Consider the following 24,205-nt stretch of genomic DNA (forward strand, 5'->3'; position numbering starts at 1 on the left):
TTTTCGAGATCGTGATAATATTAGCAATGAGCCAATATGGAGGAGGTTAAAAAATGAACATACAATTAGAAATGATTGAAGATAAAATTGAATTTTTTGAAGCACAACAATTAAATACATTAGAGAAAAAAATAAATGAGCAAATCGAAGTGAATAAGGCATTGATGCTTGGGGTCCATTCTGTTTCCCATCAAATGCACTTAGATTCTGACGGGAAACCGTATTACACTGCTGTCGTCCACTTCAAACTTAAAAAATAATCATAAAAGGAGTGTCACAACAACACCAGCAAGAAGCCATTGATGTTGCTGTGACACTCTCTTTATTTTTTATCATTTTGAATTAATTTGTATATTTTAGTAGGTTTCCACCCTTTTCCATCTACCCATGTTAAATATACACGATATGTTTGATCTTGACCTTTTTCCGAAACCGTACCAATTGCTTGATCTGTTGTTTCACCTTTTTCTAAAAACCACACGGTCATGTTATTTACATCAATACCTGTTGCATAAGAGAGTGCTTTTAGCTTCTCCTGCCAATCAAGTGATGATGAATCCGTTGAGTAAACATGTCCATTTGTTTGCTGCGTGCCAACTGGTTTCCAACTTGAATCGACGATTTGCTCTTTCACATTTGGTTCATTAGGATTCGTTGTCTTCACAGTTGACTGTTTAGAGTCTTCCTTCTTCTTCTTTTTATCTGTATCTTTTTTCTCTGAGCTTTTTGCTTTTGAAGAATCCTTTTTATCTGTTACAGCGGCGGCTGTTTTCGTCGCATGTTTATGTGAGCTTGTATCTTTATCAGCATGATTTCCTCCAGCAAAGAAAATGGAGTACGCCACAATACAAATTAGTACAATAACAATGACAATTAACGTATTTAATATTAGATTGGTTTTACGCCGCTTTGTTTTTTGCATCGCACGCGATCGTTCTTCACGGCTAGAATAATCTACCAAGGTAATCCCTCCATTTCATGACATTATCATACCATTTATCTCCTCAATCGAAAAGACATTTCCTGTTTACGATATGATACAAGCCTGGACATTATGCTTATCATTTTCATATAACCAATTTCACGGAATAAGAGAATAATCACTCCTGCATCATCTTTTCTGACAATATTCGCAACGACAATTGCCTATTTTGGAATGCCCATATCACAGTAAATCAATGAATTAAGAAGTTTCTGTTTTTCACTAAATGTCTATCCGATATTTTCATTATATAAAAAGAAAAAAAGGATATCTTACGAAAGATCTCGATACCGAATCTTTCATAAGACATCCCCATTTTTTGAATAGCTAATTATTGAATTGAAACGATTCTAACCTTCATATCTCCACCTGGTGTTTGCACAACCACTTCATCGCCTACTTTTTTGCCAATTAAGCTTTTAGCGATCGGTGAATCGTTAGAAATTTTTCCTTCAAAAGGATCAGCTTCAGCACTGCCGACAATCGTATATGATTCTTCATCACCATCAGGCAGCTCAACAAAAGTAACAGAACGGCCTAGAGAAACTACATCTGTTTCACCATCATTTTCAATAATTTTCGCATTGCGGATCATATTTTCAATTGTTGTAATACGACCTTCCACAAAAGCTTGTTCTTCTTTCGCTGAATCATATTCGGAGTTTTCAGAAAGATCTCCAAAGCTACGAGCGATTTTAATCCGTTCTACAACTTCTTTACGTTTAACTGTTTTTAAGTATTCTAATTCTTGTTCTAATTTTTCTTTACCGTCTTGTGTCATTGGATATACTTTTTCAGTAGCCAATTACCTTCACTCCTATATCTCTTTATTAACGTCTATTTTATAAAGAAGAATATTTGGTTGGGGGTGTATCACCATATTTATCCTCTTTATATGCGTTTTCAATTTTCTTTCCCCCGCTAAATCATATTTTTACAAATATGGTTTAGCGCGCCAAGTAATCGGCGCGCTTAATATATATTCTAGAATATCGTATTACAAAAATCATTTTTGTTCAAGAATCGATTGCAATTTCGTCACAACTAAATCAATTGCAACATGATTGTGACCACCCTCTGGAATAATCACATCAGCATATCTTTTTGTCGGTTCAATAAATTGATTATGCATCGGTCTTACGACATTCGTATATTGATCAATGACTGACTGGATCGTTCTGCCGCGTTCTTCTATGTCTCTTAACAGCCGTCTAATAATACGCAAGTCTGCATCAGTATCGACATATATTTTAATATCCATTAAGTTACGCAATCTTTCATCATCTAATACTAAAATTCCTTCTAAAATAATTACATCTTTCGGTTCAACATGTATGGTTTGCTCTGATCTTGTATGTCTACTATAATCATAAACAGGTTTTTCAATTGGCTCGTATTGAAGCAGCTGGCCTAAATGCTCAATCAATAAGTCATTATCAAACGCAAATGGATGATCATAATTTGTCTTTAATCTTTCCTCAAACGGAAGATGACTTTGATCTTTATAATAATAATCTTGTTCAAGTACTAATATTGAGTGATCCTTTAATGTTTCATAAATTGTATTCGTTACACTAGTTTTTCCAGATCCAGATCCACCTGCAACCCCAATAACAGCGGGTTTTTTTTCCATTCCATTTCACCTCTTTATACTAACTGCCAATCCATCTCCAACTGGTAAAATCGTTGTAATGAATTCTTCATGCTGCATTAACCATTGATTATAATGTTTAATTTTCTTTACAAGATTGCGAAGATTTTTCTTTTCAATCAAATCTTCATCTTCCAATACAAGCCCTTTAAAAAGAACGTTGTCTGTGTACACACAACCTTGTTCATTTAGGGATGCTGTAAATTCATTGAAAAATTTTTGATACTGTCCTTTAGCCGCATCTATAAAAATTGCATCGTACGGACCGAATGAATGTACCTCATCAATCACGGATTGGTCCAATGCATCGCCCTTAATAACTTTCACTCTTTGGCCATATGGTGAACGTCCAAGATAATGAATCGCACGTTCATAACGCTCTTCATCACGTTCAATTGTAATGATTTCAACTTGTTCTAAAGTATCTGCCATTCTTAAGGCTGAGTAGCCAATCGCTGTCCCAATTTCAAGAATTCTTTTCGGGTTTTGCAATCTTAACAACTGACATAATGTATTGATACCTGTAATCTCCATAATTGGCACGTGATTCAAATCCGCGTATCTTTCCATTTCCGTAAATAATTCATTGCGATCTGTAATAAACGATTCAAGATATGAATCTAATTTTCCATTCACAAAAAAGCCTCCTTGCATTTAACAGCTGTCAATCAAACATGTTTCTTAACCACTCTTTTTTCATTATATTTTTAGAGCAAATGTGTAAAATCCATCTTGTAGGTCTATAAAGGGAAGTAAACAACTAAATATCCAATAACTAAGTTATGAAATAGCTCCCTCTTAATGGTCGGTTTTAAGTATACGGGGTTCTACCTATTCCACGGAATCCCGCAGTTTCTGCTTCAGTCAGCTTCTTTATGAACCGTAAAGTGAATAAAATTGTTGAAACTCATAAAAACATCACTACATGAAAATAGAAAGCATTGTCAATAGCTTTCTATTCTTCAATATATGAATCACTATTCATTATTCTATAACATTTTTCGACAAATTTTCCGTTACTATATTAGCATATTTTCATCGACAATGCTAATCTTTCTTAGAAATGTATTTTTCTTTCAAAGCATTATGCTCTTTAAGTGTTTTTGCAAAGTATACTTTACCGGTATGAATATTTGCCAAAAAATATAAGTAATCTGTCTTTGCTGGCTTTAAAGCAGCTTGAATCGATTTTTCTCCTGGACTACCGATCGGTCCCGGCGGCAAGCCTTTATGTTTATAAGTATTATAAGGGGAATTCACCTTTAAATCTTTATATACGACTTTTTCTTTATGTTGTTTCATTGCATACAGAACAGTTGGATCTGTCTGTAATGGCATATTCTTTGCTAGGCGGTTATAAAAGACACTCGCAATCTTCTCTCTATCTACATCACCTGTTGCCTCTTCCTCTACAAGGGAAGCCATCGTCATAAGTTGATGAACGGATAATTGCTTTTTCTCTCTCTCCTCTTGGTAAGGGGACAAGACATCATTTGTTTTGGCAATCATTTTGCTGATCATGTCTTGCAAACTAATATTTTTATTATAAAAAGAATAAGTTGCAGGGAACAAATACCCTTCAAGCGGATGACGAATCTGTTTACTTAAAATGGCCGCTGTCAGCATGTTCGGATACTTATGAATCATTAATTGAATAAACTTTGGATCATCAACTTGTTTTAAAAATTGCTGCTGACTATACGATGAATGTTTGCTGACAATCGCTGCTATTTCATCAATTTGTGTTCCCTCAGGAATCGTAAACTCAATCGCTGCTATTCCACCCTTTTGCAAACGTTGTACAATCTCGTCTAATGTCATTGCAGTTGAAAGCTCAAACGTTCCTGCTTGAAAATTTTCATCATGATGCAATCTGGCGTAAAAAGCAAATACATAAGGATTTTTGATCAAATGATGCTCTTTTAAAATAGTTCCAATCTTCAACACATTTGAGCCAGTAGGAATCTCGATCCTTTTTTCCGTTTGATGATGAGGGTTCACAGCTTTTAAAGCCGAATGTATATATAAATATCCGCTTGCAATGATGATTAGTAAACATACAATTATAACCGTTAAAATCGTTTTCTTTTTATTTCCATCTTGGAATAAATTTTTAAAATGGAACATGTCTTTTCTATCGGTCAACACATTTTCATCCTTTCATAAGAAAAGACTCTTAGGAGAATCTTATCACTCAATATCCGTTTTTTAATGATATTCGACATACGAACATTTTCAATTTTCCTTGTCCATTATACTACATTTTTTGACATTTGCTATTTCAATTTTATTTAACTTTTATAGAAATGAAGTAATTTTTATATGATTTGTGATGTCTTGAAACCCTAAATTATCAATCTATAACGATAGAATCGTTCAAGTAAAAATAATATTAGGGAAGCAATCTTCTTCCATCAAACCGAAAAGTGAAGAAACACATCCCTTTTTAGGTATGAAGAAAAAATAAAAAGAGAGAGATCTGGAAAATATCCAAATCTCTCTTCACATTACTCTTCTTCTTCTTCATCAAGAAAAGTATTTAACATTTCTTCGATCATATCCCACTCTTCATCCGTTTCAATTGGCTGAAGATCACCTTCTGTACCATCTTCATTCGTAACAAACGATGAAGCATGAATTTCAATTGATTCATCTTCGTCTTCTTCTGCACCTACCGGATAATACAATACATAGGATTTCCCGAAGTCCTCTGATTCAAATGTGAATAGTACCTCGTGTAATTGTTCGTTTCCGTCTTCATCTACCACTGTAATATGTTGATGATTTTCATGATCATGATTATGCGCCATATTTTCACCTCATTAATTTTGGCTATCAAGATAGCCTTGTAAGATTACACTTGCTGCCATTTTATCAATGACTTTCTTTCTCTTTTTTCTACTAACATCTGCTTGTAGTAATATTCTTTCCGCTTGCATCGTACTTAAACGTTCATCCCATAATATGATCGGTAACTTTAATCTTTTTTCTAGTTCTTCAGCATATGCTTTTGCTGCTTCTGCACGCGGACCAATTGTATTATTCATATTTTTCGGGTAACCTACTACGATTTTTTCAACCTGATGGTTTTCTACAAGCTCTGTAACCCTATCGAATCCAAACTGTTTACTTTCCTCATCGATCGCAATCGTTTCAATGCCTTGGGCTGTCCAACCCAAGGCATCACTAATTGCAACCCCAACAGTTTTAGATCCAACATCAAGACCCATAATTTTCAATATTATCCCTCACGATGCTGTTTCAAGTAAGATTTTACCAATTCTTCGATGATTTCATCTCGTTCAAGCTTACGGATGGTATTCCGGGCATCTTGATGACGTGGAATATATGCTGGATCACCAGACAACAAATAACCTACTATTTGATTGATTGGATTATATCCTTTTTCTTGTAATGCACTGTATACATGCAACAATACTTCCTTCACATCATGTTCAATTGGTTCTTCTGAAAAATTAAATCTCATCGTTTTATCAAATGAACTCATCAAGCAGCACCTCTCTTTAGAGCTTGGCTTATTAAACCGAGCGGGAATATGTGTTTACATTCGAGTCTCTATCAAAGGTGCACAATAACATAAAAGCAAAACTTGATATTGTAAACACTAGCTTTGTTTCATTGTACAATACTTTTCACTTGAATCAAACGGATTTTACCCATTCTTCAACAAATTTTAATGCCGATTCGATTTTTTCAGGCTGTTTTCCTCCGGCTTGGGCCATATCTGGACGACCGCCGCCGCCACCACCGCATAAACTTGCCACTTCTTTGACAAGCTTGCCAGCATGAAAACCTTTTTCTACTAAATCTTTCGTCACACCAGCGATAATATTCACTTTCTCTCCTTGGGCAGAAGCTAACACAACAATACCGCTTGCCAGTTTTTGTTTTAATTCATCTGCCATATTACGAAGTTGGTTCATATCGCTTGCTTGAACTTTTGCGGCAAGAACTTTGATACCATCTATCTCTTTTACATTATCTAATAAGCTTCCTGCTTCAATATTAGATAATTTAGTAGAAAGTGACTCATTTTCTCTTTGGAGCTCTTTCATTTCCTGTAATAAGCCGTCTACACGATGAGGAAGTTCTTTTGGTTTTGCTTTTAACTTTTCACTCACTTCTTGCAAGAGGTGAAGCTGATCTTTCATTAATTGATATGCCGCTTCTCCCGTCACTGCTTCAATACGGCGTGTTCCGGCACCAATGCCTGATTCGGAAACAATTTTAAACAAACCAATTGATGAAGTGTTTGAGACGTGACAGCCGCCGCATAATTCGAGACTATAATCTCCCATTGAAACTACGCGAACAATCTCACCGTATTTTTCACCGAATAGCGCCATTGCCCCCATCGCTTTTGCCTCATTTAAATTTTTCAAATCAGTATTTACAGGCAGACTTGCCCAAATTTGTTCATTTACAATTGTCTCTATTTGTTCTAATTCTTCTTGTTTTACTTGACCAAAGTGTGAAAAGTCAAAACGTAACCGTGTTGGCTCTACTAACGAACCTGCTTGGTTAACATGTGGTCCAAGGACATCTTTTAATGCTTGATGCAATAAATGGGTAGCTGAATGATTTTTCATTGTTCGATTGCGTTCAGCTTGATTCACTTCTGCATATACTTCTTGTCCTGTTTTCAATACTCCTTCAACAACAACTGCCTGATGCAAGTTTTGTCCATTTGGAGCTTTTTGGACATTTTTCACTTCTACTTTCAAGCCTTCAGCCGTTAATGTCCCTTTATCCGCAACCTGTCCACCGCTTTCTGCATAGAAAGGTGTCTGATCTAAAATAAATTGAATTTCCTCACCAGCATTTGCTGTTTGAACAAGTTCACCATCTTTAAGTATGACTGCTACATGTGCAGTTGTTTGCAACTGATCATAACCAATAAATGTGCTCTCAACTTTTATTTCTCCGAGAACGCCACCTTGAACATGCATAGAATCAACATCTTGGCGTGCATTACGCGCCCGTTCACGTTGATTTTCCATCTCTTTTTCAAAGCCTTCATGATCAACCTTTAAACCTTGTTCCTCTGCATATTCTTCTGTAAGCTCAATCGGGAAACCGTAAGTATCGTATAAACGGAATGCATCTTCGCCAGCAATCATCTCACTGCCGCTTTCTTTCGCCTTTTTCATAATATGCGAGAGAATTGCCAACCCTTCATGTAACGTTTCATGGAAGCGTTCTTCCTCTGTTTTAACAACTTTTTGAATAAAGTCCGCTTTTTCTTTTACCGTTGGATAGTAATCTACCATGATTTCAGCAACAACTGGAACGAGTTTATACATAAAAGGCTCATGAATATTGATGGTTTTCGCATAACGAACAGCACGTCTTAATAAGCGTCTTAACACATAACCGCGGCCTTCATTAGATGGCAATGCCCCGTCACTGATTGCAAATGCTACTGTTCTAATATGGTCTGCAATGACTTTAAATGCTACATCTTTTTCTTTATCTTTTCCATATTGAACACCACTGATTGTTTCCGTTTCGCGGATAATTGGCATGAACAAATCAGTATCAAAATTAGTAGGCACCTCTTGAACAATAGAAGTCATCCGTTCAAGACCCATTCCCGTATCAATATTCTTCTTAGGAAGCGGAGTATAGCTTCCATCAGGGTTATGGTTAAATTGAGAGAACACTAAATTCCAAACTTCTAAATAACGCTCATTTTCACCGCCTGGAAATAATTCAGGATCATTTTCATCATCGCCATATTCTGGTCCACGATCATAAAAAATTTCCGTATTTGGTCCGCTTGGTCCTTCACCGATATCCCAAAAATTATCTTCTAAACGGACAATTCTATCATCTGGAATACCAATTTTATTATGCCATAACTCATATGCTTCATGATCTTCTGGATGAATTGTAACAGATAATTTTTCTGGCTCAAACCCAATCCACTTCTCGCTCGTTAAAAACTCCCAAGCCCAAGTGATTGCTTCTTCTTTAAAGTAATCACCTATTGAGAAATTCCCCATCATTTCAAAAAAGGTATGATGGCGTGCTGTTTTTCCTACGTTTTCAATATCATTTGTACGAATTGATTTTTGTGCATTCACAATACGTGGATTCTCTGGAATGACCCGTCCATCAAAATATTTTTTTAAAGTTGCTACCCCACTGTTAATCCATAGTAATGAAGGATCATCATGAGGAATTAATGAAGCGCTTGGTTCAATTTTGTGGCCTTTTTCTTGGAAAAAATCTAAAAACATTCGGCGAATTTCCGCACCAGTAAGTTTCTTCATATGTATAACCTCCTAATTATTTATACCGAGCTCACATAGTCCAAAAACGTTAATTTTACATTGTAAGCCCTATGTCTACCTTTGCTGGCAAATAAATCTTTTGTACCATTTTGCATTCTATCCATAAAAGATAAACCATTTTCTAGAAAATAAAAAAAGCCTTCATCCCATATCCAGGGACGAGAGGCTTACTCGCGGTACCACCCTGATTAAAGGCAAAAAAACTTGCCTTTCACTTGGGTGTCGATAACGGGACAAAACGACAGGGTTTACCTGCACTCAAGACTAGCCTTCTGTTATCCTTCATTTAGAATTTCTCTCAGCCTAGGAAATTCCTCTCTTGCCGCTGTAAGCGTAAATGGACTATAACATACTCGATCTTTCTACGTTTTTCAAATATATAACTATAGTCGAATTATAAAAAACATTAATCTAGTTTGTCAACTTGCTTTATACGTTTCATGCGCATAAAATGGTGATGTGCATGTATGATGACAACTTTTAATATCACTAATGTCGGCACAGATAAAATCATACCGACTACCCCGCCAACCTCTTCACCAAAAATGAGCGCAATTATAATAAATAATGGATGAAGATGAAGAGATTTTCCAAATATGAGTGGCGAGAGAATATTTCCCTCAATAAATTCTAAGCCAAAGATGACGATCAATACAAACAGCACCGTTTTTAGCGAAATCGTCGCCGCGATAATGGAGACAGGAATAGCTCCGATAATAGGACCAAAATATGGAATGACATTCGTAACTCCCATAATAAGGCCAAGGAGAATAGGGTAACGAATATGAAGGAGCCAAAAAGCAAGCATAGAAATAACACTGATAAACGTGCAGTCTAATAATAACCCTCTAATATATCCTCCCAAAGAGTGATCTAGGTCTCTAAAAAATTTTAATGCTGGTCGACGCCATTTTTTCGGCGTAAGAGACCAAGCCGTTCTTTTTACTTTTTGAAAGTCCTTCAATAAATAAAAAGAAATGAACGGGATTACTGCCAGTGCCAAAATAAAGTTAATAAATTTCATTAACGTATTGATAGAATTTGAAACTGTTCTAGTTAACCACAGTTCGAAAAGTTCAACTCTTTCATCAATTTGGTCTTGTAATCCATCAGGCCAATGTTTTGTTGAAGTTTGTAAATACGTAACACCATCTCGGTAATGATCTGCAAATTCCGGTATATGCTCTGATAAATCCGTCATTTGTTCAATCATTAATGGAAACCCTCTATAAACACCATAGGCAATTCCACCAAAAAATAATAAATAAATCACGATAATCGCAATCCCTCTATGAAATCCTCTTTTATGTAGAAATTCGACAACCGGATGAAGCAAGTAGGCAATAAATGCACCAATTAATAATGGAATACAGGCAATTAATAATATATGTAAAATCGGCCACCATAACGGCTTTAGTAGCAGCACAACATACAAAATGACAAGTATGAATAATAAAAAACCTAATTTATAAATCCATTGACCATTCGGCTTATTCATATTAAAACCTCCTCACATTAGGTTCTCACAAATGAAAAGGTTTATGAGTTATTTTCTATTTTTTAATCAAGGATGTTCATTTAAATGGGGGAAATAGTTGCGGAAAACACCTAAAAAAAACCACCAATGGATACGATCCATTGATGGTTTTTTTTGTTTATCGAAGTGCACGTCGCATGCGTTTTGTTATTTTTCTTACATTTCTTCCGTTTAACGTACCGTTTTGCGACATAATTGTTGCTGCAATTCCTGCACCAAATCCAAGCATAGTAACGACCGTTTTATTCATACGATGCGCATCCTTTCCGCTTAGCTTAGTTTACGTGTCTCTTCATCAAATAAATCATCTAATGAACTTAATGTCCCATCCTCTTCAACTTGATGGGTATGAACAATTCCGTTTGTAACGGACAATTCGATAAAGCAATTCCAGCAATAATATTGATTGACGCCTATTTTTCCAATATCTGTACTTTGGCAATTTGGACATTTCATAAATGAGCCACCCCTCGATTTTTTTCGATGATGGCTCTTTTCTAGGGGAATGTACAATGTATCTTTTCTACTCGAAAAGAAGCCATCCTTTTTCACCCTATCATCATGGTCCAATTTTTCCCTATATATACATAATAAGAACCAAAATACAAAACAGAAAGCGGAATCGTCACCAAATTATGCGGTTTTTGCTATATCGAAATCCAAAGTTTTAAACTTTGAACATTCATATTGTCCTCATCTTAGCTGAAAACATGCTACCCAACGTTTCCCAAGTTATGTTTTTGATGGTACATAGCTAATGAATGAATACCGAACTAATTTAGAAGCAGAATAATTTTTAATAGGGGGGTGAATGGATTGAAAGAAAAAGCAACGAAAAATACTAGTATTGAACAACAAAAGCATGATCATGAAACTGAAACAGCTTTTCAAATAAAAGATACAAATCAAACAAAAAAGAAAAAATAATTAACCGATTTTGAAGGAGTAAGTATTTCCTCATCTAAGGAGCAAAATCAAAGTGGAGAATTCAAAACCATTAGCGATTAAACTGATTGGTAATTTGCTGATTTTGTTTTTAACTTTAGGCATCGTTTTTGATATGCCTTTTTACAGCATTATGTTGATTACACTCACTTTTGGGCTAATCTCTTACTTTTTAATCGATATTGGGATGCTCCCAAACATTAATCAATGGTTTACATTTATTTGTGACTTAGGCTTAGCCTTTTCCATTATTTGGGGATTAACGTCGTTTTTTCCCCATAACCATTTATCAAGTCTATATATATCAATGTTATCAGCTGTGACGATTTCTTTTTTTGAATATTACTTCCACCAATATTTCGCTGCTGCCTTTACAAATACAAATATAGTAACTGATAGACATTCAAGACGTTCTTTACAATACCAGTTTGAAACATCGGAAGAAATTGACCCAACTATTCATATGAAAGATGAAGAGGATGTCTAAAAAGAGGCAAGGACGAAAATACGTTAACAAAATAAAAACCGAATATTGCGCTTCAACCTCGCTCCGGAAATAAACTTCGCTTTCCGCGGGTGGCTGGTGACTCCCGCATGAGTCTACGTATATTTTCAGAGCTAATTTATGCAATATTCGTTTTTCACTAACCACTTTTTACGTTTTTTCCCTGCCTCGCAGATTGAAGACAAAAGGTCTTCCGAACGTTCCTGTTCGGAAGACCTTTTCCATTTTTAACCATCTTCACATTAGATCGTTTTTGCTATAGTTCAATTTTTATAACATTTTTTTATGGACAGAAGACCATGCCGTTTTCTTTTTAATTCATGGCAGTAAAAACAAGCATACGTATATGAAAGCAGCAGGCAATTCGATACTCAAAAGGGATTAGAGGAGTATTGACCGCTTCTATCTCTCGTCGCCATTTCATATTTCAATATTTCTCCTTTTTTATTTCTTCTAAAATTGAGCATCATTTCTTCCGTTTCCTTTTTGCTGGCTATTCAAAAACAGTCACAATACAGAATAACTTCAAACGCTTCATCGGTTCGAAGAAGCTCCTTCTATCTATCATAAAAAAGCTGCCGACAGAAAAATAGGGAGTTTTTTCTGTCGGCAGCCTGTGAGCTTGGGTAAATCCAAGCTCGACATTACATAAATTGATATGGTGTTACTTCTTCCATGCCAATCATCGGGTCAATTGACATATAATTTTTTTCGGTTAAATAAGGAGGCAGCGTTTGCCCGTCTTTTTTCTTATATATCGAAGCTTTTAACTTATCACATAAAGATGTTTTTCTTTTTTGGTCATCTTCACGTTCAACACCCATGCGAAATGCAGTTTCTTCCCCTAATAATATAAGGATTTTCTTACTTCTCGTTATCGCTGTATAAAGCAGATTTCTTCTTAGCATCCGGTAATAGCTTTTTACGACCGGCAAAATGACAACGGGAAACTCGCTCCCTTGCGATTTATGAATGGAACAACAATATGCATGTGTAATTTGGTTAAAATCGGGTCTTGTATAAGTAACCTCAATTCCGTCAAATGAAACAATTAACATATCTTGTTTTTCAGTATTTTCTTTCGCAGTAAATATCGAAATAATTTCCCCCATATCGCCATTGTACACCTGGGACTCTGGCTGGTTTACCAACTGTAGGACCTTATCACCAATACGAAAAATGATATCGCCATGTTTAATTTCTTTCCGGGTATGATGTTCATTTGGATTAAAAATTTCTTGCAGCAGCATATTTAAGCGATCAATCCCTGCTGCTCCTCGATACATTGGAGCAAGAACTTGTATATCTCTTGCTGTATACCCTTTTCTTTTCGCACTCTGAACAACCTTTTCAACCGCTTCAGGAATTTGCTGCGTTGAACAACGGATAAAAGAGCGATCTGACTGCTGTTGAACGATCGTTTTAGGAACGATACCATTTTTCACGTCATGAGCGAGCTCAATAATTGATGAACCATCTTTTTGCCTGTAAATATCTGTTAATCTTACGGTTGGTATTACTTCAGACTTCAGTAAATCCTTCAATACTTGTCCAGGACCGACAGACGGTAGTTGATCTTCATCACCAACAAAAATAACTTGTATTTCATCAGGTAATGCCTTTAGTAGCTGGTTCGCGAGCCAAGTATCCACCATTGACATTTCATCTACAATTAATAGTTTCCCTTCAACTTGTTTGTCATCGTCTATATCTCCATGTTCTTGACCCGTCATCCCTAATAATCTGTGAATCGTTGTAGCAGGCAGCCCTGTCGATTCTGCCATTCTTTTTGCAGCTCTTCCTGTCGGAGCGGTGAGCAGAATTGGAAACACTTCTTCTTTTTTATAAGAATTTGGATCAAGTGAACAGCCGTGAAGCTCGCCATACAATTCAACGATACCTTTAATAACAGTTGTTTTCCCGGTGCCTGGTCCTCCTGTTAAAATCATCATCGGCGACATCAATGCTTTCTGAATCGCTTCTTTTTGTGATGGGGCATACTCTACCCCAATCCTCTCCTCTAATTCACCTAGTGCTAATAAAAACTCTGATTCAGGAAACTGCTCTTCATACTCTTTTTGCGATAAAATTCTTTCTATATTGGAAACAATCCCTTTTTCAGAAAAATAAAGAGAAGGAGTATATACTTTGTTCTCCTCTATCATTACTTTTCCTTCTTCCTGCAGTTTATTAAGCTCTGCTTCGATCATTTCATTTGTAATTTCAACATTTTGAAATTCTTCTAATAATGCTTTTACATTCTGAATAAGTTCATCGACCAATAGATATACATGGCCATTTTGTAAGCTCTCTTGTTCAAGAGTATATTTACAGCCTGCTTGAATCCGATGAGGATGTGAACCACTGATGCCGAGCTTTTTCCCAATTTCGTCGGCACGTCCAAATCCGATCCCCTCGATGTCCTCAACTAGCTGATATGGATTGTTTTCAATCACTTCCAACGTAAGTTCTTTATAAAATTGATAAATACGCATCGAAATTTGCGGCCCAAACCCATATTGATTTAAACCGATCATTACATGCTCCAGTCCTTGATGCTCTCTTAACGTATCATATAATAACTTTGCTTTATCAGGCGATAACCGTGGTACTTGATCAAGTATAGATGGATTATTTAATATCGCTGAAATCGCATTTTCACCTAAAGTCTCGACAATTCTTTCGGCTGTTTTTTTGCCGATCCCGTTAAATAATTCACTCGCTAAGTAATCAATGACACCTTGTTTCGTATTGGGCATTTCTTTTTGAAAGCGATTTGCCTGGAATTGTCTTCCAAATTTTGGATGTTCCTTCATCGCCCCATAAAAAATATAGGTTTCTTCTTCGTGAATTCGCGGAAAATATCCAGTAATAACCGCTTCCTTTTCGTCCAAATCTAAATTGGTTTCAGCAACACGAATACGAATAACAGAATATAGATTTTGTTCGTTATGAAAAATGGTAATAATATGACGTCCCTTGATAAATTTTTCATCCTCTTGAAATAAATCTAACGCACCTTGTTTATCCATCTTTACCACCTCCTAAAGAGCAGAGCTTAACATTGCTGATTATTTATCTAATGCAGAAATCATTTTCATTCCATAACCTGCTAATAAATGATCTGGCTGAATAGCAAGGGCTTTTTCAAAAAAACTTATCGCTTTTTCAGGCTGGTGATAGTAATCAACATAAATAGCGCCAATATTATAATAAGCGTCTGCATGATTTGGATCATGATCAATCACTTGTTGAAAATATTGCAGCGCTTCTTTATGGAGATTGGCTTTAACGAGCGCCAAACCAAATTGAAACTTTGCATCAATATCCATTGGATCGAGTTCAACACTTCTTTGAAGATACGGGATCGCAAAACGGGGATTATTCATTAACAAAAAGCACATACCGAGCATAAAATATGTGTCCTTATCCTTCATTCCGAGCCGCAAAGCCTTTTCAAAAAATCCTGCTGCCTCTTCATAACGACCTTCTTTATACTGAATGGTTCCTAAGCTATAATATGGTGCCGGTAACTCCTTTAATTGTAACGCCTTTATGTAAAAATTTTGAGCGCGAGTATATTCTCCAACTGCTAAAAGTACGTCACCAAAATGAATATATCCAAGTGGGTCTTGTGGATCTTTCTCTATTAATTCATTAAAGAGCCTTAACGCTTCATCAAATTGCTTCTGTCGTAAAGCTTCTAAACCTTTTTCGAACTTGTCCATTTCCGAACACTCCTGATTTTTTAGTATGTAAATTATAGCATAAAACGCTAAAAACCTCCTCCCTATTCAAAGAGAGAAGGCTTTTTATGATCAGCCAACATATAACAGCTGTTCATTATTTTTATATATTTTATCAATTGTTGCCCCACCAAGACATTCATCTCCATTGTAAAAGACGACTGCCTGTCCAGGTGTTACAGCACGCACAGGTTCATCAAAAATTACTTTTACTTCATTATCTGATAAAATTTGTACGGTCACTTTATGATCCGGCTGACGATAACGGAATTTAGCTGTACAGTTAAATTCCTTAGCAACTGGTTGATTTGAAACCCAACTAATATTAACAGCTTTAATGAAATCTGAATAAAGCGCTGGATGGTCAAATCCTTGTTCTACATACAGCACATTATCTTTTAAATCTTTTCCTACTGCAAACCAAGGATCTCCTGACCCACCAATTCCTAATCCGTGACGTTGACCAATCGTATAATACATTAATCCGTCATGTTCACCCATTACTTTGCCATCTAATGTTTTCATGACGCCCTTTTGTGCTGGAAGATAGTTGCCAAGAAATTCTTTAAAATTCCTTTCACCAATAAAACAAATTCCTGTACTATCTTTTTTCGTTGCCGTGGCAAGTCCGGCCTCTTTTGCAATTTCGCGCACTTTTGGCTTATTAAGCTCACCAATGGGAAACATCACACGTTCTAATTGGTGTTGTTGTAGCTGATTTAAAAAGTAAGTTTGATCCTTATTTTGGTCAAGACCTCTTAACATTTTATATTCGCCGTCACGAAATGCTACCCGTGCATAGTGCCCTGTCGCTAAATAATCTGCGCCTAATTTTAATGCATGCTCAAGAAAAGCTTTAAATTTGATTTCCTTATTACACATGACATCAGGATTAGGTGTTCGGCCTGCTTTATATTCATCTAGGAAATAAGTGAAAACTTTATCCCAGTACTGTTTTTCAAAATTAACTGCATAGTATGGAATGCCAATTTGATTACAAACTCGAATAACATCGTTATAATCTTCCGTTGCTGTACAAACGCCAAATTCATCGGTGTCATCCCAGTTTTTCATAAAAATACCAATTACATCATAACCTTGTTGCTTTAACAGGTAAGCAGCAACAGAAGAATCCACTCCGCCTGACATCCCGACAACAACTCGCGTATCTTTTGGTGCCTTTTTCATATTTCCTCCCTACTTTCTAATGACCCTGGAAACGTCCAACAATAGTGCTAACAACATGTGCCGCATGTTCAACTTGTTCCATTGTATTCGCAATACCAAAGCTGAATCGTACAGAATTTCTAATCCGTTCAGAATCACGGCCAAACATTGCTACAAGTACATGTGACGGTTCAATTGAACCTGCTGTACAAGCTGAACCACTTGAGGCAGCAATCCCAGCCAAGTCTAAATTAACAAGTAACGATTCAACATCTGTATTTGGAAAACTTATATTTAAAACATGTGGTAATCCATAGTCTAAACTGCCATTCACATAAAAATCAATTTTTTCGTCTTCTAAAGTGTCAATAAATATTTTTTTATACGTTTGATATTGTTTTTGCTTTTCGTCGATCGTTTGTTGCACGATTTTTACCGCTTCGCTAAATCCAACAATTGAAGCAATGTTTTCTGTACCAGGACGTCGTTTTAATTCTTGTTCCCCACCAAATAAACGCGTTTTTACATTTATGCCTGTCCTCATGTATAAAAAGCCAATTCCTTTAGGACCGGCAATTTTATGCGCTGATACAGATAATAAATCAACCTTTAAATCTTCAACATCTAGTTTTACTAAACCGTACGCTTGAACTGCATCTGTATGGAAATAGGCTTGATGGTGCTGTAATAATTCGCCAATCTCTTTAATCGGTTGAACCGTGCCAACTTCATTATTTCCATACATTACAGTGACAAGAATCGTATCTTCCCGTAAGGATGCTTTAACATCTTCAATTGAAATTCGTCCCGTTTCATCAGGTTGAAGGTAAGTTACTTCATAGCCTTTTTCTTCTAAATACTCTAACGTATGCAAAACTGCATGATGCTCAATGGAGGTTGAAATGATATGTTTACCCTTTTCTTTCATCGCTTCAGCAACACCGAGAATAGCAAAATTATCTGCCTCGGTTCCTCCGCTTGTAAAAATAATTTCATTAAATGAGGCACCAATGCTATTAGCAATAACTGTCCGGGACTCATCAAGTAGATGACGTGCTTCCCGACCATATGAATGGATACTTGACGCATTTCCAAACGATCCCTGCAACACTTGGATCATTTTATCAACTACTTGTGGATGTACTGGCGATGTAGCAGCATGGTCTAAATAAATTCTGTCCAACTTAAAACACCTCTATCAAATCATTAAATATAAAACATATACGTATCTGTGTCACCTTGATCATGATAATTCGCTAAATCTTCAATTGTTGTACTATCTAATACATCTTTTACCGCATCACGAATTCTAATCCATAGCGCCCGTTTTACTGGCTCTTCATCTTCGATCCCTTCAACCGGCGTAATCGGACCTTCTAATACACGAATAACATCACCCGCAGTAATTTGCGATGGTTTTTTTGTTAACACGTACCCACCATAAGCGCCGCGAATACTTTTCACAAATCCAGCATTTCTTAATGGTGAAATTAGCTGCTCCAAATAGTGTTCTGATAAATCTTGACTTGTCGCAATTGATTTTAATGAAGTTGGCCCCTCACCATATTTTTTTGCTAATTCAATCATAATCGTTAAACCATAACGACCTTTTGTTGAGATTTTCATAAACTAACACCCCGTTTAATCTCTTTATTATTATGTTTTCGACTGCCCATTTTTCGAAGTACTTTATTCGTGAACCATTGGCACTCTGGGAGCGCAAACCCAACAATCGTACCTATTATGATGCAATAAAGAATTGTACCAATATGAACTGGTCCACCTAGCAAAAAGCCCGCTGTCAAAACGATCACTTCCATACCACGCCTAACATGAGATACTTTCCAGCCAGTTTTTTGCTGAACCGCTAACATAAAACTATCCCGAGGTCCGGCACCAAGCTTTGCAGAAATATAAATGCCCATTCCATAGCCATTGATCAACAGGCCTGCTAAAAACATGATGATTTTTCCAGTCAATGTATCCGGTGTCACCATAAACGGCAATTTTAAAAATAAATCAATAAAGACACCGCATAAAATCATATTTAAATAAGCGCCAAATTTGGGCCATTCCTTCAAAAAAAGTGCAGAAGTTCCTAAAACAAAAAAGCCGACAATGATTGACCAAGAACCGATTGTCAGACCGAAATGTTCATATAAACCGACATGTAGCGTATCCCACGGTGTTGCCCCTAAATTCGATACAATAAACAAATCAATTCCAAATGACATGACCAATAAACCGATAATAAAAACAATAAGACGTAACCAAATATCCCCCTGTGCTTTCACCATTTCGCCCCAATCCGATGTCTTATTCATTTTTTCAGCTTATGATATTATAGCATATTTAAAAGGTTTAAGTAACTAAATCACGATCAGAGTCTTTCCTTGTTCGAAAACAACTTCATTGTTAATATAGTAGTACAAGATTTGTGAATCAGTTTGGAGAGAAGAGAATGAAAGATCAACCTTTAGCATTTCGAATGCGCCCTCGCTCCATTAATGAAGTGATTGGTCAACATCATTTAGTCGGTGAAAATAAAATTATTCGCCGTATGGTCCAGGCAAAACAGCTGTCTTCCATGATTTTGTATGGACCACCCGGCATAGGAAAAACTTCGATTGCAAGTGCAATTGCCGGGAGTACGCATTATGCATTTCGAACATTAAATGCCGTTACAAATAATAAAAAAGATATGGAAATTGTTGCAGCAGAAGCGAAAATGAGCGGCAAAGTCATCTTACTTTTAGATGAAGTTCATCGCTTAGACAAGGCAAAGCAAGATTTTCTTTTACCTTATTTAGAAAACGGAATGATTATTTTAATCGGCGCAACAACAAGTAATCCATATCACGCAATTAATCCGGCGATTCGCAGCCGCTGTCAAATTTTCGAGTTAAAACCGCTCTCGATAGATGAAATGAAAACTGCGCTCAAAAGAGCATTGTATGATGCAGAACGCGGATTAGGAACGTATCATGTGGAGCTTGAAGAAGAAGCCTTTGATCATTTTGCACAGGCAAGCAACGGTGATGTTCGCAGTGCATTAAATGCGTTAGAGCTTGCTGTCCTTTCTACAAAGGAAACGGAAGATGGAATCATTCATATTACAGTTGAAATTGCAGAAGAGTGTTTACAGAAAAAAAGCTTTAGTCATGATAAGGATGGAGACGGGCATTATGATGTTTTAAGTGCTTTTCAAAAATCCATTCGTGGCAGTGACGTAAATGCTGCCCTCCATTATTTAGGGCGCTTAATTGAAGCTGGTGATTTACCTAGTATTGCAAGAAGATTGCTAGTGATTGCCTATGAAGATATTGGCTTAGCAAGCCCGCAAGCAGGGGCACGAACATTGGCCGCTATCCAAACAGCTGAAAAAATTGGCTTTCCTGAAGCACGCATTCCATTAGCAGCAGCTGTTATTGAATTATGTCTATCTCCAAAATCAAACTCGGCAATTCTTGCGATTGATGAGGCATTGGCAGATATCCGTTCTGGAAAAAGTGGTGAAATCCCTCTTCATCTAAAAGATGCTCATTATAAAGGTGCAAAAGCTCTAGGCAGAGGGATTGACTATAAATATCCGCATAACTACGAAAGCGGTTGGGTCAAACAGCAATACCTTCCAAATACATTAAAAGGAAAACAATACTACCAGCCAAAGCGCACGAGCAAATTTGAACAGACACTTGCAGCCGTATATGAAAAAATTGAAAAGAATAATTGATGCCATTTATTTGGCATCTTTTTTATAGGCTGTTTTCGTAAACATTGTTGCTTTTCATTAAGAAATTCATAAAGTTGATTAAAGCTAAAGGTCGAGACCTCACGGGATGAGCGAGATTGCTTGAACGAGCGAAAGCGAGGATCCTGATGCGGATTTCAACAATTTTATAACCACCTGAAACTTCAGAAATAACAATAGCTGCTGACTGATTATATATTCTATTAAAACGCTTGTTTATAGAGAGATAGAGTATATAACAAAGCCCTTTTCTGAAATGGTGTTTCATCCCTATAATAGTCATTTACATATGACAGATAGAGGTGGATTTTCTATGAAGATAATCCTTTCGTTTAGTACAAGATATTTAATATAACGTAATATATAGTGACACATCACTAATAAAGGAATATTTATACAACCACCCCTTTTTCCGCACTTTTTCTACTAATGATATCATTTCAATTCTGAAATTAGGTGATGAATCTTTCATACTTGTTCCAGAAAAGAGGTGAATATATGGATAGTTTCACCATACTCTTTACATCATTTATATTTTTATTAACTTTAATTTTTATTCTTTGGCGCCCAAACGGTATTAATGAGGCTTATCCAGCATTAATTGGCGGGACCCTGATGCTCTTATGCGGCAGTATTAAATTCTCAGATCTTATTATTATTTCAGAAAACGTTTCGGGAGCAGCAATTACAATTATTGCAACGATGGTTATGGCGATAGCATTGGAAAGTTTCGGTCTTTTCCACTGGGTAAGTATAAAACTAATCAAATTTTCGAACGGTTCCGGTATCAAATTATTTTGGCTTATTAATCTCCTTTGTTTTCTAATGACGTTATTTTTTAATAACGATGGCAGTATTTTAATCACTACGCCAATCCTAATATTACTCTTTAAACGTATCGGTTTGGGCAAACATGAGCAAGTCCCGTTTTTAATTAGTGGTGTGCTAATAGCTACAGCCTCTAGTGCTCCAATTGGCGTAAGTAATGTTGTAAATTTAATTTCCTTAAAAATGATCGGGATGAATCTATATGTACAAACTAAGCTGATGTTTATTCCATCTACTTTAGGCCTATGCTTCTTAGCATTAATTCTATATTTACTCTTATACAAGAGGATTCCAAAAAAGATACCAGGATTTATTCCAGAGCATTATGAAATGATTGAAAGATACCATCCCCTTCAAAATACACCAAGTAAAGAAGAAATAAAGAAGCAGCAAAAAATGATGATTCAAGTACTACTATTCATTTTTTTAATGCGAATTGGACTTTATGTAGCTTCTATTTTAGAAATACCAATTTGGATTATTGCCTCAATTGGCTCATGCATTATTTTATGGTGGCGTTATCATAAAATAAAAATTGGCCCATTTGATGTCCTGAAAAAAGCGCCCTGGCATATATTTATTTTCGCCTTTAGTATGTACATGATGATCTATGGACTGAAAAATATTGGATTCATTCATTATTTGGCATCCATTCTAGAACCGTTTCTATCAAATAGCCTAATTCACAGTACATTAACAATGGGAATACTAATCTCTCTCTTATCAAACCTTTTTAATAATCACCCTGCTTTAATGGTAGGAACACTTACCTTAACAAGTATGAATCTTGACTCATATCATTTAAATGTTGCTTATTTATCAAGTATTATTGGAAGTGATATTGGATCGCTCATCTTACCGATTGGAACGCTTGCAACTTTAATTTGGATGCATATATTAAAACAAAACGGCATAATCGTCCATTGGAAAGAATATATTTATATCACCTTTTTAGCACTTCCCCCTACTATATTCCTAACATTATTATCCCTTTTTCTTTGGCTGAAGATTATTTACTAAAAAAAGCCCTCTCTAACCTAGTTCTTGTGGTTAGGAGGGGTATAGTTTTTTAAAGAGAAATTGGTTCCTTTAAAGCGAGACTGACGCATTTTAAATGAGATAACTTTCGAAAGACCTTTTCACCAGAGGCATTTTGTATTTCGACAATATTATTTTGAATATTTTTTAGCACACCTGCTTTGTCCGAAGAAGCCTCCATATTAAAAACAACTAAGTCTCCTTCATATTTTTTCAGTTGTTCTTCAAATGATCTTGCTAGTGGATTGTTTAATGGTTTTATCGGAAAGGTTTTATTTGTTAGCCCATATGGTGTCTGCAGAGGAGGGTATGGAATTAACCATTTAACATGTTGCATAGAAATAAGAATCACCTGATAGATTGGGGAATAAAATAAAATATAATCGTTTAATACATTTACGATATACCCGTGGAGAGTTATTGTTTCTGATAATTTTATTTTCACAAATTTTCCTTTTCCGTTTATTAATATTTTTCGATATGAAATTGGCTCATTGTTTCCTAATGTCTCTTTAAATTTTGGGAAGTCTACTTGCCGGTCTTTCGCTGAAAATTCTTTAATTTTATGCAAATGTACAATAGGGATATACACGTATTCATTTCCGTCAAAAAGCACAAGAATATCAGTTCCTGTATCAACAAGTATACCTGTACAAATAATTTTCCCTGTTATTTCAATTTCAACTTCTTTATTTAATAGATGCTCTATGCCCATCTTTCCCCACCTTTCTTTAGAACAGAAAAATAAAAATTAATTTACAATCATCGTGGTTTCCAAATATAGCTTCTAGATATGACAGTTTCCGACTGAACAGATTGACGATATGAATGGTAGGAATCTGTACTTGAAGAGACCCGAGTTCCTCTCGATCTACTTAAATATTCATCATCGTATATTGAGAAAGATGAAGATGATGAACTAGATTCTTTATATCTTGAGGACGATGAACTAGATTCCTCAAAGTTTGCAGATGAAGAGCTAGACTCGTTATTATTTTCTTGTTTTTGATTTCCTTTTCCTGCTCCTCTTTCACCAACACTAATGCTTTTCACATGAAATGGATCTATTCTATATAATTCTTCGTGATGAATAATCGTTAATAGGCCATTTGAATTCTCAACTAAGATCCCTTCTACTGCCTCAGGACCATTGCGATTTATTGATACCCATTTATGATTAAAAAACTTAAATAGTGACTTAAAGGTCTTTGCTGGATAGCAATGCTCATTCTGCTTTGATATATTATCATCTTTACTTTCTTTCAATTCAATACTCTTCACATGGAACAAATTATAGTAAATAACCCCATCTTCTCTCGTCAATATCGCAGCATAGTCATCGCCAAGAGATAATAAAATACCCTGTCGTGATTCAGGACCACCTTGATATATTTTTACTTCCTGATTAATTAAAGTGGACAATAAGGATAAAAAATCACTTGCTTTTTTGTAATTAACTTCATTTTTTAAATCCTGTACAGAAAGATTTTCTTTCGTATTAACAGTGATGCTTTGAATGTGCTCTGATTGATAATAAACAATTTCTTGTTGTGTATATAATGCAAGATAGTCTTTTTGTACATCTAATATTACCCCACTCTTAGATTCCGGTCCCCCACGATAAATTGTAACATTTTGGCCTATTAGAGAAGATGAAATCATTTCTCTCGTCATATTGCTCCCCCTTTTAATAATTGGTTTGATTGATTTACTAAGTTACTTATCCTTTAAAGATAAT

The 24,205-nt window shown here is 35.8% G+C and carries 25 protein-coding genes; 5 read left to right on the forward strand and 20 right to left on the reverse strand.

What is annotated here, in order from left to right; translation table 11 throughout:
• The first annotated feature begins 53 nt into the window (after positions 1-53).
• Entirely contained in the window at positions 54-260 is a 207-nt protein-coding gene (locus G4D61_RS07180) for a YrzA family protein (RefSeq protein ID WP_025726627.1), read from the forward strand.
• 62 nt (positions 261-322) lie between these two features.
• On the opposite strand, the gene G4D61_RS07185 is transcribed toward G4D61_RS07180, so the two are convergent.
• The 12 genes from G4D61_RS07185 to G4D61_RS07240 all read right to left on the reverse strand — a co-directional run bounded on the left by G4D61_RS07185 (position 323) and on the right by G4D61_RS07240 (position 10,943).
• On the reverse strand, positions 323-961 hold the full coding sequence (locus G4D61_RS07185; RefSeq protein ID WP_035352458.1) for a YrrS family protein: 639 nt from the start codon (positions 959-961) through the stop codon (positions 323-325).
• A gap of 352 nt (positions 962-1,313) precedes the next feature.
• Positions 1,314-1,787: a transcription elongation factor GreA gene (gene greA, locus G4D61_RS07190; protein ID WP_025726625.1), complete on the reverse strand. Its 474-nt coding sequence runs from the start codon at positions 1,785-1,787 to the stop codon at positions 1,314-1,316.
• Between the two features lie 201 nt (positions 1,788-1,988).
• Complete coding sequence (gene udk / locus G4D61_RS07195) at positions 1,989-2,615, reverse strand: uridine kinase (protein ID WP_035348084.1); 627 nt, start codon at positions 2,613-2,615, stop codon at positions 1,989-1,991.
• Positions 2,616-2,621: 6 nt separating this feature from the next.
• A complete protein-coding gene (locus tag G4D61_RS07200) occupies positions 2,622-3,269 on the reverse strand; it encodes an O-methyltransferase (protein WP_025726624.1) in 648 nt (215 codons plus the stop codon).
• A gap of 411 nt (positions 3,270-3,680) precedes the next feature.
• The gene (mltG, locus tag G4D61_RS07205) at positions 3,681-4,760 is read right to left on the reverse strand and encodes an endolytic transglycosylase MltG (protein ID WP_025726623.1); all 1,080 of its coding nucleotides are present in this window, start codon (positions 4,758-4,760) and stop codon (positions 3,681-3,683) included.
• Positions 4,761-5,140: 380 nt separating this feature from the next.
• Positions 5,141-5,443: a DUF1292 domain-containing protein gene (locus G4D61_RS07210; RefSeq protein ID WP_025726622.1), complete on the reverse strand. Its 303-nt coding sequence runs from the start codon at positions 5,441-5,443 to the stop codon at positions 5,141-5,143.
• A 12-nt stretch (positions 5,444-5,455) separates the two neighbouring features.
• Entirely contained in the window at positions 5,456-5,872 is a 417-nt protein-coding gene (gene ruvX, locus G4D61_RS07215; protein WP_025726621.1) for a Holliday junction resolvase RuvX, read from the reverse strand.
• 2 nt (positions 5,873-5,874) lie between these two features.
• Positions 5,875-6,141 (reverse strand): IreB family regulatory phosphoprotein, encoded by a 267-nt coding sequence (locus G4D61_RS07220; RefSeq protein WP_025726620.1) that lies wholly within the window; start codon positions 6,139-6,141, stop codon positions 5,875-5,877.
• Between the two features lie 154 nt (positions 6,142-6,295).
• Positions 6,296-8,929 (reverse strand): alanine--tRNA ligase, encoded by a 2,634-nt coding sequence (gene alaS / locus G4D61_RS07225; RefSeq protein WP_163173582.1) that lies wholly within the window; start codon positions 8,927-8,929, stop codon positions 6,296-6,298.
• Between the two features lie 427 nt (positions 8,930-9,356).
• Positions 9,357-10,448, reverse strand: coding sequence for an AI-2E family transporter (locus tag G4D61_RS07230; protein ID WP_035352471.1), 1,092 nt, complete (start codon positions 10,446-10,448; stop codon positions 9,357-9,359).
• Positions 10,449-10,605: 157 nt separating this feature from the next.
• Positions 10,606-10,737: a DUF3918 family protein gene (locus G4D61_RS07235; protein ID WP_081749929.1), complete on the reverse strand. Its 132-nt coding sequence runs from the start codon at positions 10,735-10,737 to the stop codon at positions 10,606-10,608.
• A 20-nt stretch (positions 10,738-10,757) separates the two neighbouring features.
• Complete coding sequence (locus G4D61_RS07240; protein ID WP_035352474.1) at positions 10,758-10,943, reverse strand: YrzR-like zinc ribbon domain; 186 nt, start codon at positions 10,941-10,943, stop codon at positions 10,758-10,760.
• A gap of 360 nt (positions 10,944-11,303) precedes the next feature.
• On the opposite strand from G4D61_RS07240, the gene G4D61_RS07245 reads away from it, so the two are divergent.
• The gene (locus G4D61_RS07245) at positions 11,304-11,414 is read left to right on the forward strand and encodes a hypothetical protein (protein ID WP_035348081.1); all 111 of its coding nucleotides are present in this window, start codon (positions 11,304-11,306) and stop codon (positions 11,412-11,414) included.
• A 52-nt stretch (positions 11,415-11,466) separates the two neighbouring features.
• Positions 11,467-11,919: a DUF2512 family protein gene (locus tag G4D61_RS07250; protein ID WP_025726616.1), complete on the forward strand. Its 453-nt coding sequence runs from the start codon at positions 11,467-11,469 to the stop codon at positions 11,917-11,919.
• A gap of 662 nt (positions 11,920-12,581) precedes the next feature.
• Here the strand turns inward: G4D61_RS07250 and recD2 are convergent.
• The 6 genes from recD2 to G4D61_RS07280 form a co-directional block, all read right to left on the reverse strand.
• A complete protein-coding gene (gene recD2, locus G4D61_RS07255; protein ID WP_035352487.1) occupies positions 12,582-14,969 on the reverse strand; it encodes an SF1B family DNA helicase RecD2 in 2,388 nt (795 codons plus the stop codon).
• Between the two features lie 39 nt (positions 14,970-15,008).
• Entirely contained in the window at positions 15,009-15,665 is a 657-nt protein-coding gene (locus tag G4D61_RS07260; RefSeq protein ID WP_025726614.1) for a tetratricopeptide repeat protein, read from the reverse strand.
• A 90-nt stretch (positions 15,666-15,755) separates the two neighbouring features.
• On the reverse strand, positions 15,756-16,871 hold the full coding sequence (mnmA, locus tag G4D61_RS07265) for a tRNA 2-thiouridine(34) synthase MnmA (protein ID WP_025726613.1): 1,116 nt from the start codon (positions 16,869-16,871) through the stop codon (positions 15,756-15,758).
• 16 nt (positions 16,872-16,887) lie between these two features.
• Positions 16,888-18,033, reverse strand: a complete 1,146-nt coding sequence (locus G4D61_RS07270; RefSeq protein ID WP_025726612.1) for a cysteine desulfurase family protein — start codon at positions 18,031-18,033, stop codon at positions 16,888-16,890.
• Between the two features lie 23 nt (positions 18,034-18,056).
• A complete protein-coding gene (gene cymR, locus G4D61_RS07275) occupies positions 18,057-18,476 on the reverse strand; it encodes a cysteine metabolism transcriptional regulator CymR (protein ID WP_025726611.1) in 420 nt (139 codons plus the stop codon).
• Complete coding sequence (locus G4D61_RS07280; protein WP_235425012.1) at positions 18,473-19,174, reverse strand: YczE/YyaS/YitT family protein; 702 nt, start codon at positions 19,172-19,174, stop codon at positions 18,473-18,475. The genes cymR and G4D61_RS07280 overlap by 4 nt, the downstream gene beginning before the upstream one ends.
• Before the next feature lie 137 nt (positions 19,175-19,311).
• Here G4D61_RS07280 and G4D61_RS07285 point away from each other — a divergent pair, with 137 nt between their 5' ends.
• Together G4D61_RS07285 and G4D61_RS07290 are read left to right on the forward strand one after the other, a co-directional pair.
• The gene (locus G4D61_RS07285) at positions 19,312-20,583 is read left to right on the forward strand and encodes a replication-associated recombination protein A (RefSeq protein WP_025726609.1); all 1,272 of its coding nucleotides are present in this window, start codon (positions 19,312-19,314) and stop codon (positions 20,581-20,583) included.
• 516 nt (positions 20,584-21,099) lie between these two features.
• Complete coding sequence (locus G4D61_RS07290; protein ID WP_025726608.1) at positions 21,100-22,449, forward strand: arsenic transporter; 1,350 nt, start codon at positions 21,100-21,102, stop codon at positions 22,447-22,449.
• A 49-nt stretch (positions 22,450-22,498) separates the two neighbouring features.
• Here the strand turns inward: G4D61_RS07290 and G4D61_RS07295 are convergent, their stop codons facing one another.
• Positions 22,499-23,182, reverse strand: coding sequence for a YwrJ family protein (locus G4D61_RS07295; RefSeq protein WP_025726607.1), 684 nt, complete (start codon positions 23,180-23,182; stop codon positions 22,499-22,501).
• A 47-nt stretch (positions 23,183-23,229) separates the two neighbouring features.
• Positions 23,230-24,141 (reverse strand): spore coat protein, encoded by a 912-nt coding sequence (locus G4D61_RS07300; RefSeq protein ID WP_163173584.1) that lies wholly within the window; start codon positions 24,139-24,141, stop codon positions 23,230-23,232.
• Between the last annotated feature and the right edge of the window lie 64 nt (positions 24,142-24,205).

Origin of the sequence: Heyndrickxia ginsengihumi, from assembly GCF_011008565.1 — a bacterium.
GTDB classification, from domain to species: domain Bacteria; phylum Bacillota; class Bacilli; order Bacillales; family Bacillaceae_C; genus Weizmannia; species Weizmannia ginsengihumi.

Bases quoted from the DNA above. Each gene is read 5' to 3' on its own strand.
- G4D61_RS07220 (WP_025726620.1), bottom strand. From the start codon at position 6,141: ATGAGTTCATTTGATAAAACGATGAGATTTAATTTTTCAGAAGAACCA.
- G4D61_RS07230 (WP_035352471.1), bottom strand. From the start codon at position 10,448: ATGAATAAGCCGAATGGTCAATGGATTTATAAATTAGGTTTTTTATTA.
- G4D61_RS07290 (WP_025726608.1), top strand. From the start codon at position 21,100: ATGGATAGTTTCACCATACTCTTTACATCATTTATATTTTTATTAACT.
- cymR (WP_025726611.1), bottom strand. From the start codon at position 18,476: ATGAAAATCTCAACAAAAGGTCGTTATGGTTTAACGATTATGATTGAA.
- G4D61_RS07235 (WP_081749929.1), bottom strand. From the start codon at position 10,737: ATGAATAAAACGGTCGTTACTATGCTTGGATTTGGTGCAGGAATTGCA.
- G4D61_RS07280 (WP_235425012.1), bottom strand. From the start codon at position 19,174: ATGAATAAGACATCGGATTGGGGCGAAATGGTGAAAGCACAGGGGGAT.
- G4D61_RS07295 (WP_025726607.1), bottom strand. From the start codon at position 23,182: ATGGGCATAGAGCATCTATTAAATAAAGAAGTTGAAATTGAAATAACA.
- G4D61_RS07285 (WP_025726609.1), top strand. From the start codon at position 19,312: ATGAAAGATCAACCTTTAGCATTTCGAATGCGCCCTCGCTCCATTAAT.
- mltG (WP_025726623.1), bottom strand. From the start codon at position 4,760: ATGTTCCATTTTAAAAATTTATTCCAAGATGGAAATAAAAAGAAAACG.
- G4D61_RS07300 (WP_163173584.1), bottom strand. From the start codon at position 24,141: ATGACGAGAGAAATGATTTCATCTTCTCTAATAGGCCAAAATGTTACA.
- udk (WP_035348084.1), bottom strand. From the start codon at position 2,615: ATGGAAAAAAAACCCGCTGTTATTGGGGTTGCAGGTGGATCTGGATCT.
- mnmA (WP_025726613.1), bottom strand. From the start codon at position 16,871: ATGAAAAAGGCACCAAAAGATACGCGAGTTGTTGTCGGGATGTCAGGC.
- G4D61_RS07180 (WP_025726627.1), top strand. From the start codon at position 54: ATGAACATACAATTAGAAATGATTGAAGATAAAATTGAATTTTTTGAA.
- alaS (WP_163173582.1), bottom strand. From the start codon at position 8,929: ATGAAGAAACTTACTGGTGCGGAAATTCGCCGAATGTTTTTAGATTTT.
- G4D61_RS07260 (WP_025726614.1), bottom strand. From the start codon at position 15,665: ATGGACAAGTTCGAAAAAGGTTTAGAAGCTTTACGACAGAAGCAATTT.
- G4D61_RS07210 (WP_025726622.1), bottom strand. From the start codon at position 5,443: ATGGCGCATAATCATGATCATGAAAATCATCAACATATTACAGTGGTA.
- recD2 (WP_035352487.1), bottom strand. From the start codon at position 14,969: ATGGATAAACAAGGTGCGTTAGATTTATTTCAAGAGGATGAAAAATTT.
- G4D61_RS07240 (WP_035352474.1), bottom strand. From the start codon at position 10,943: ATGAAATGTCCAAATTGCCAAAGTACAGATATTGGAAAAATAGGCGTC.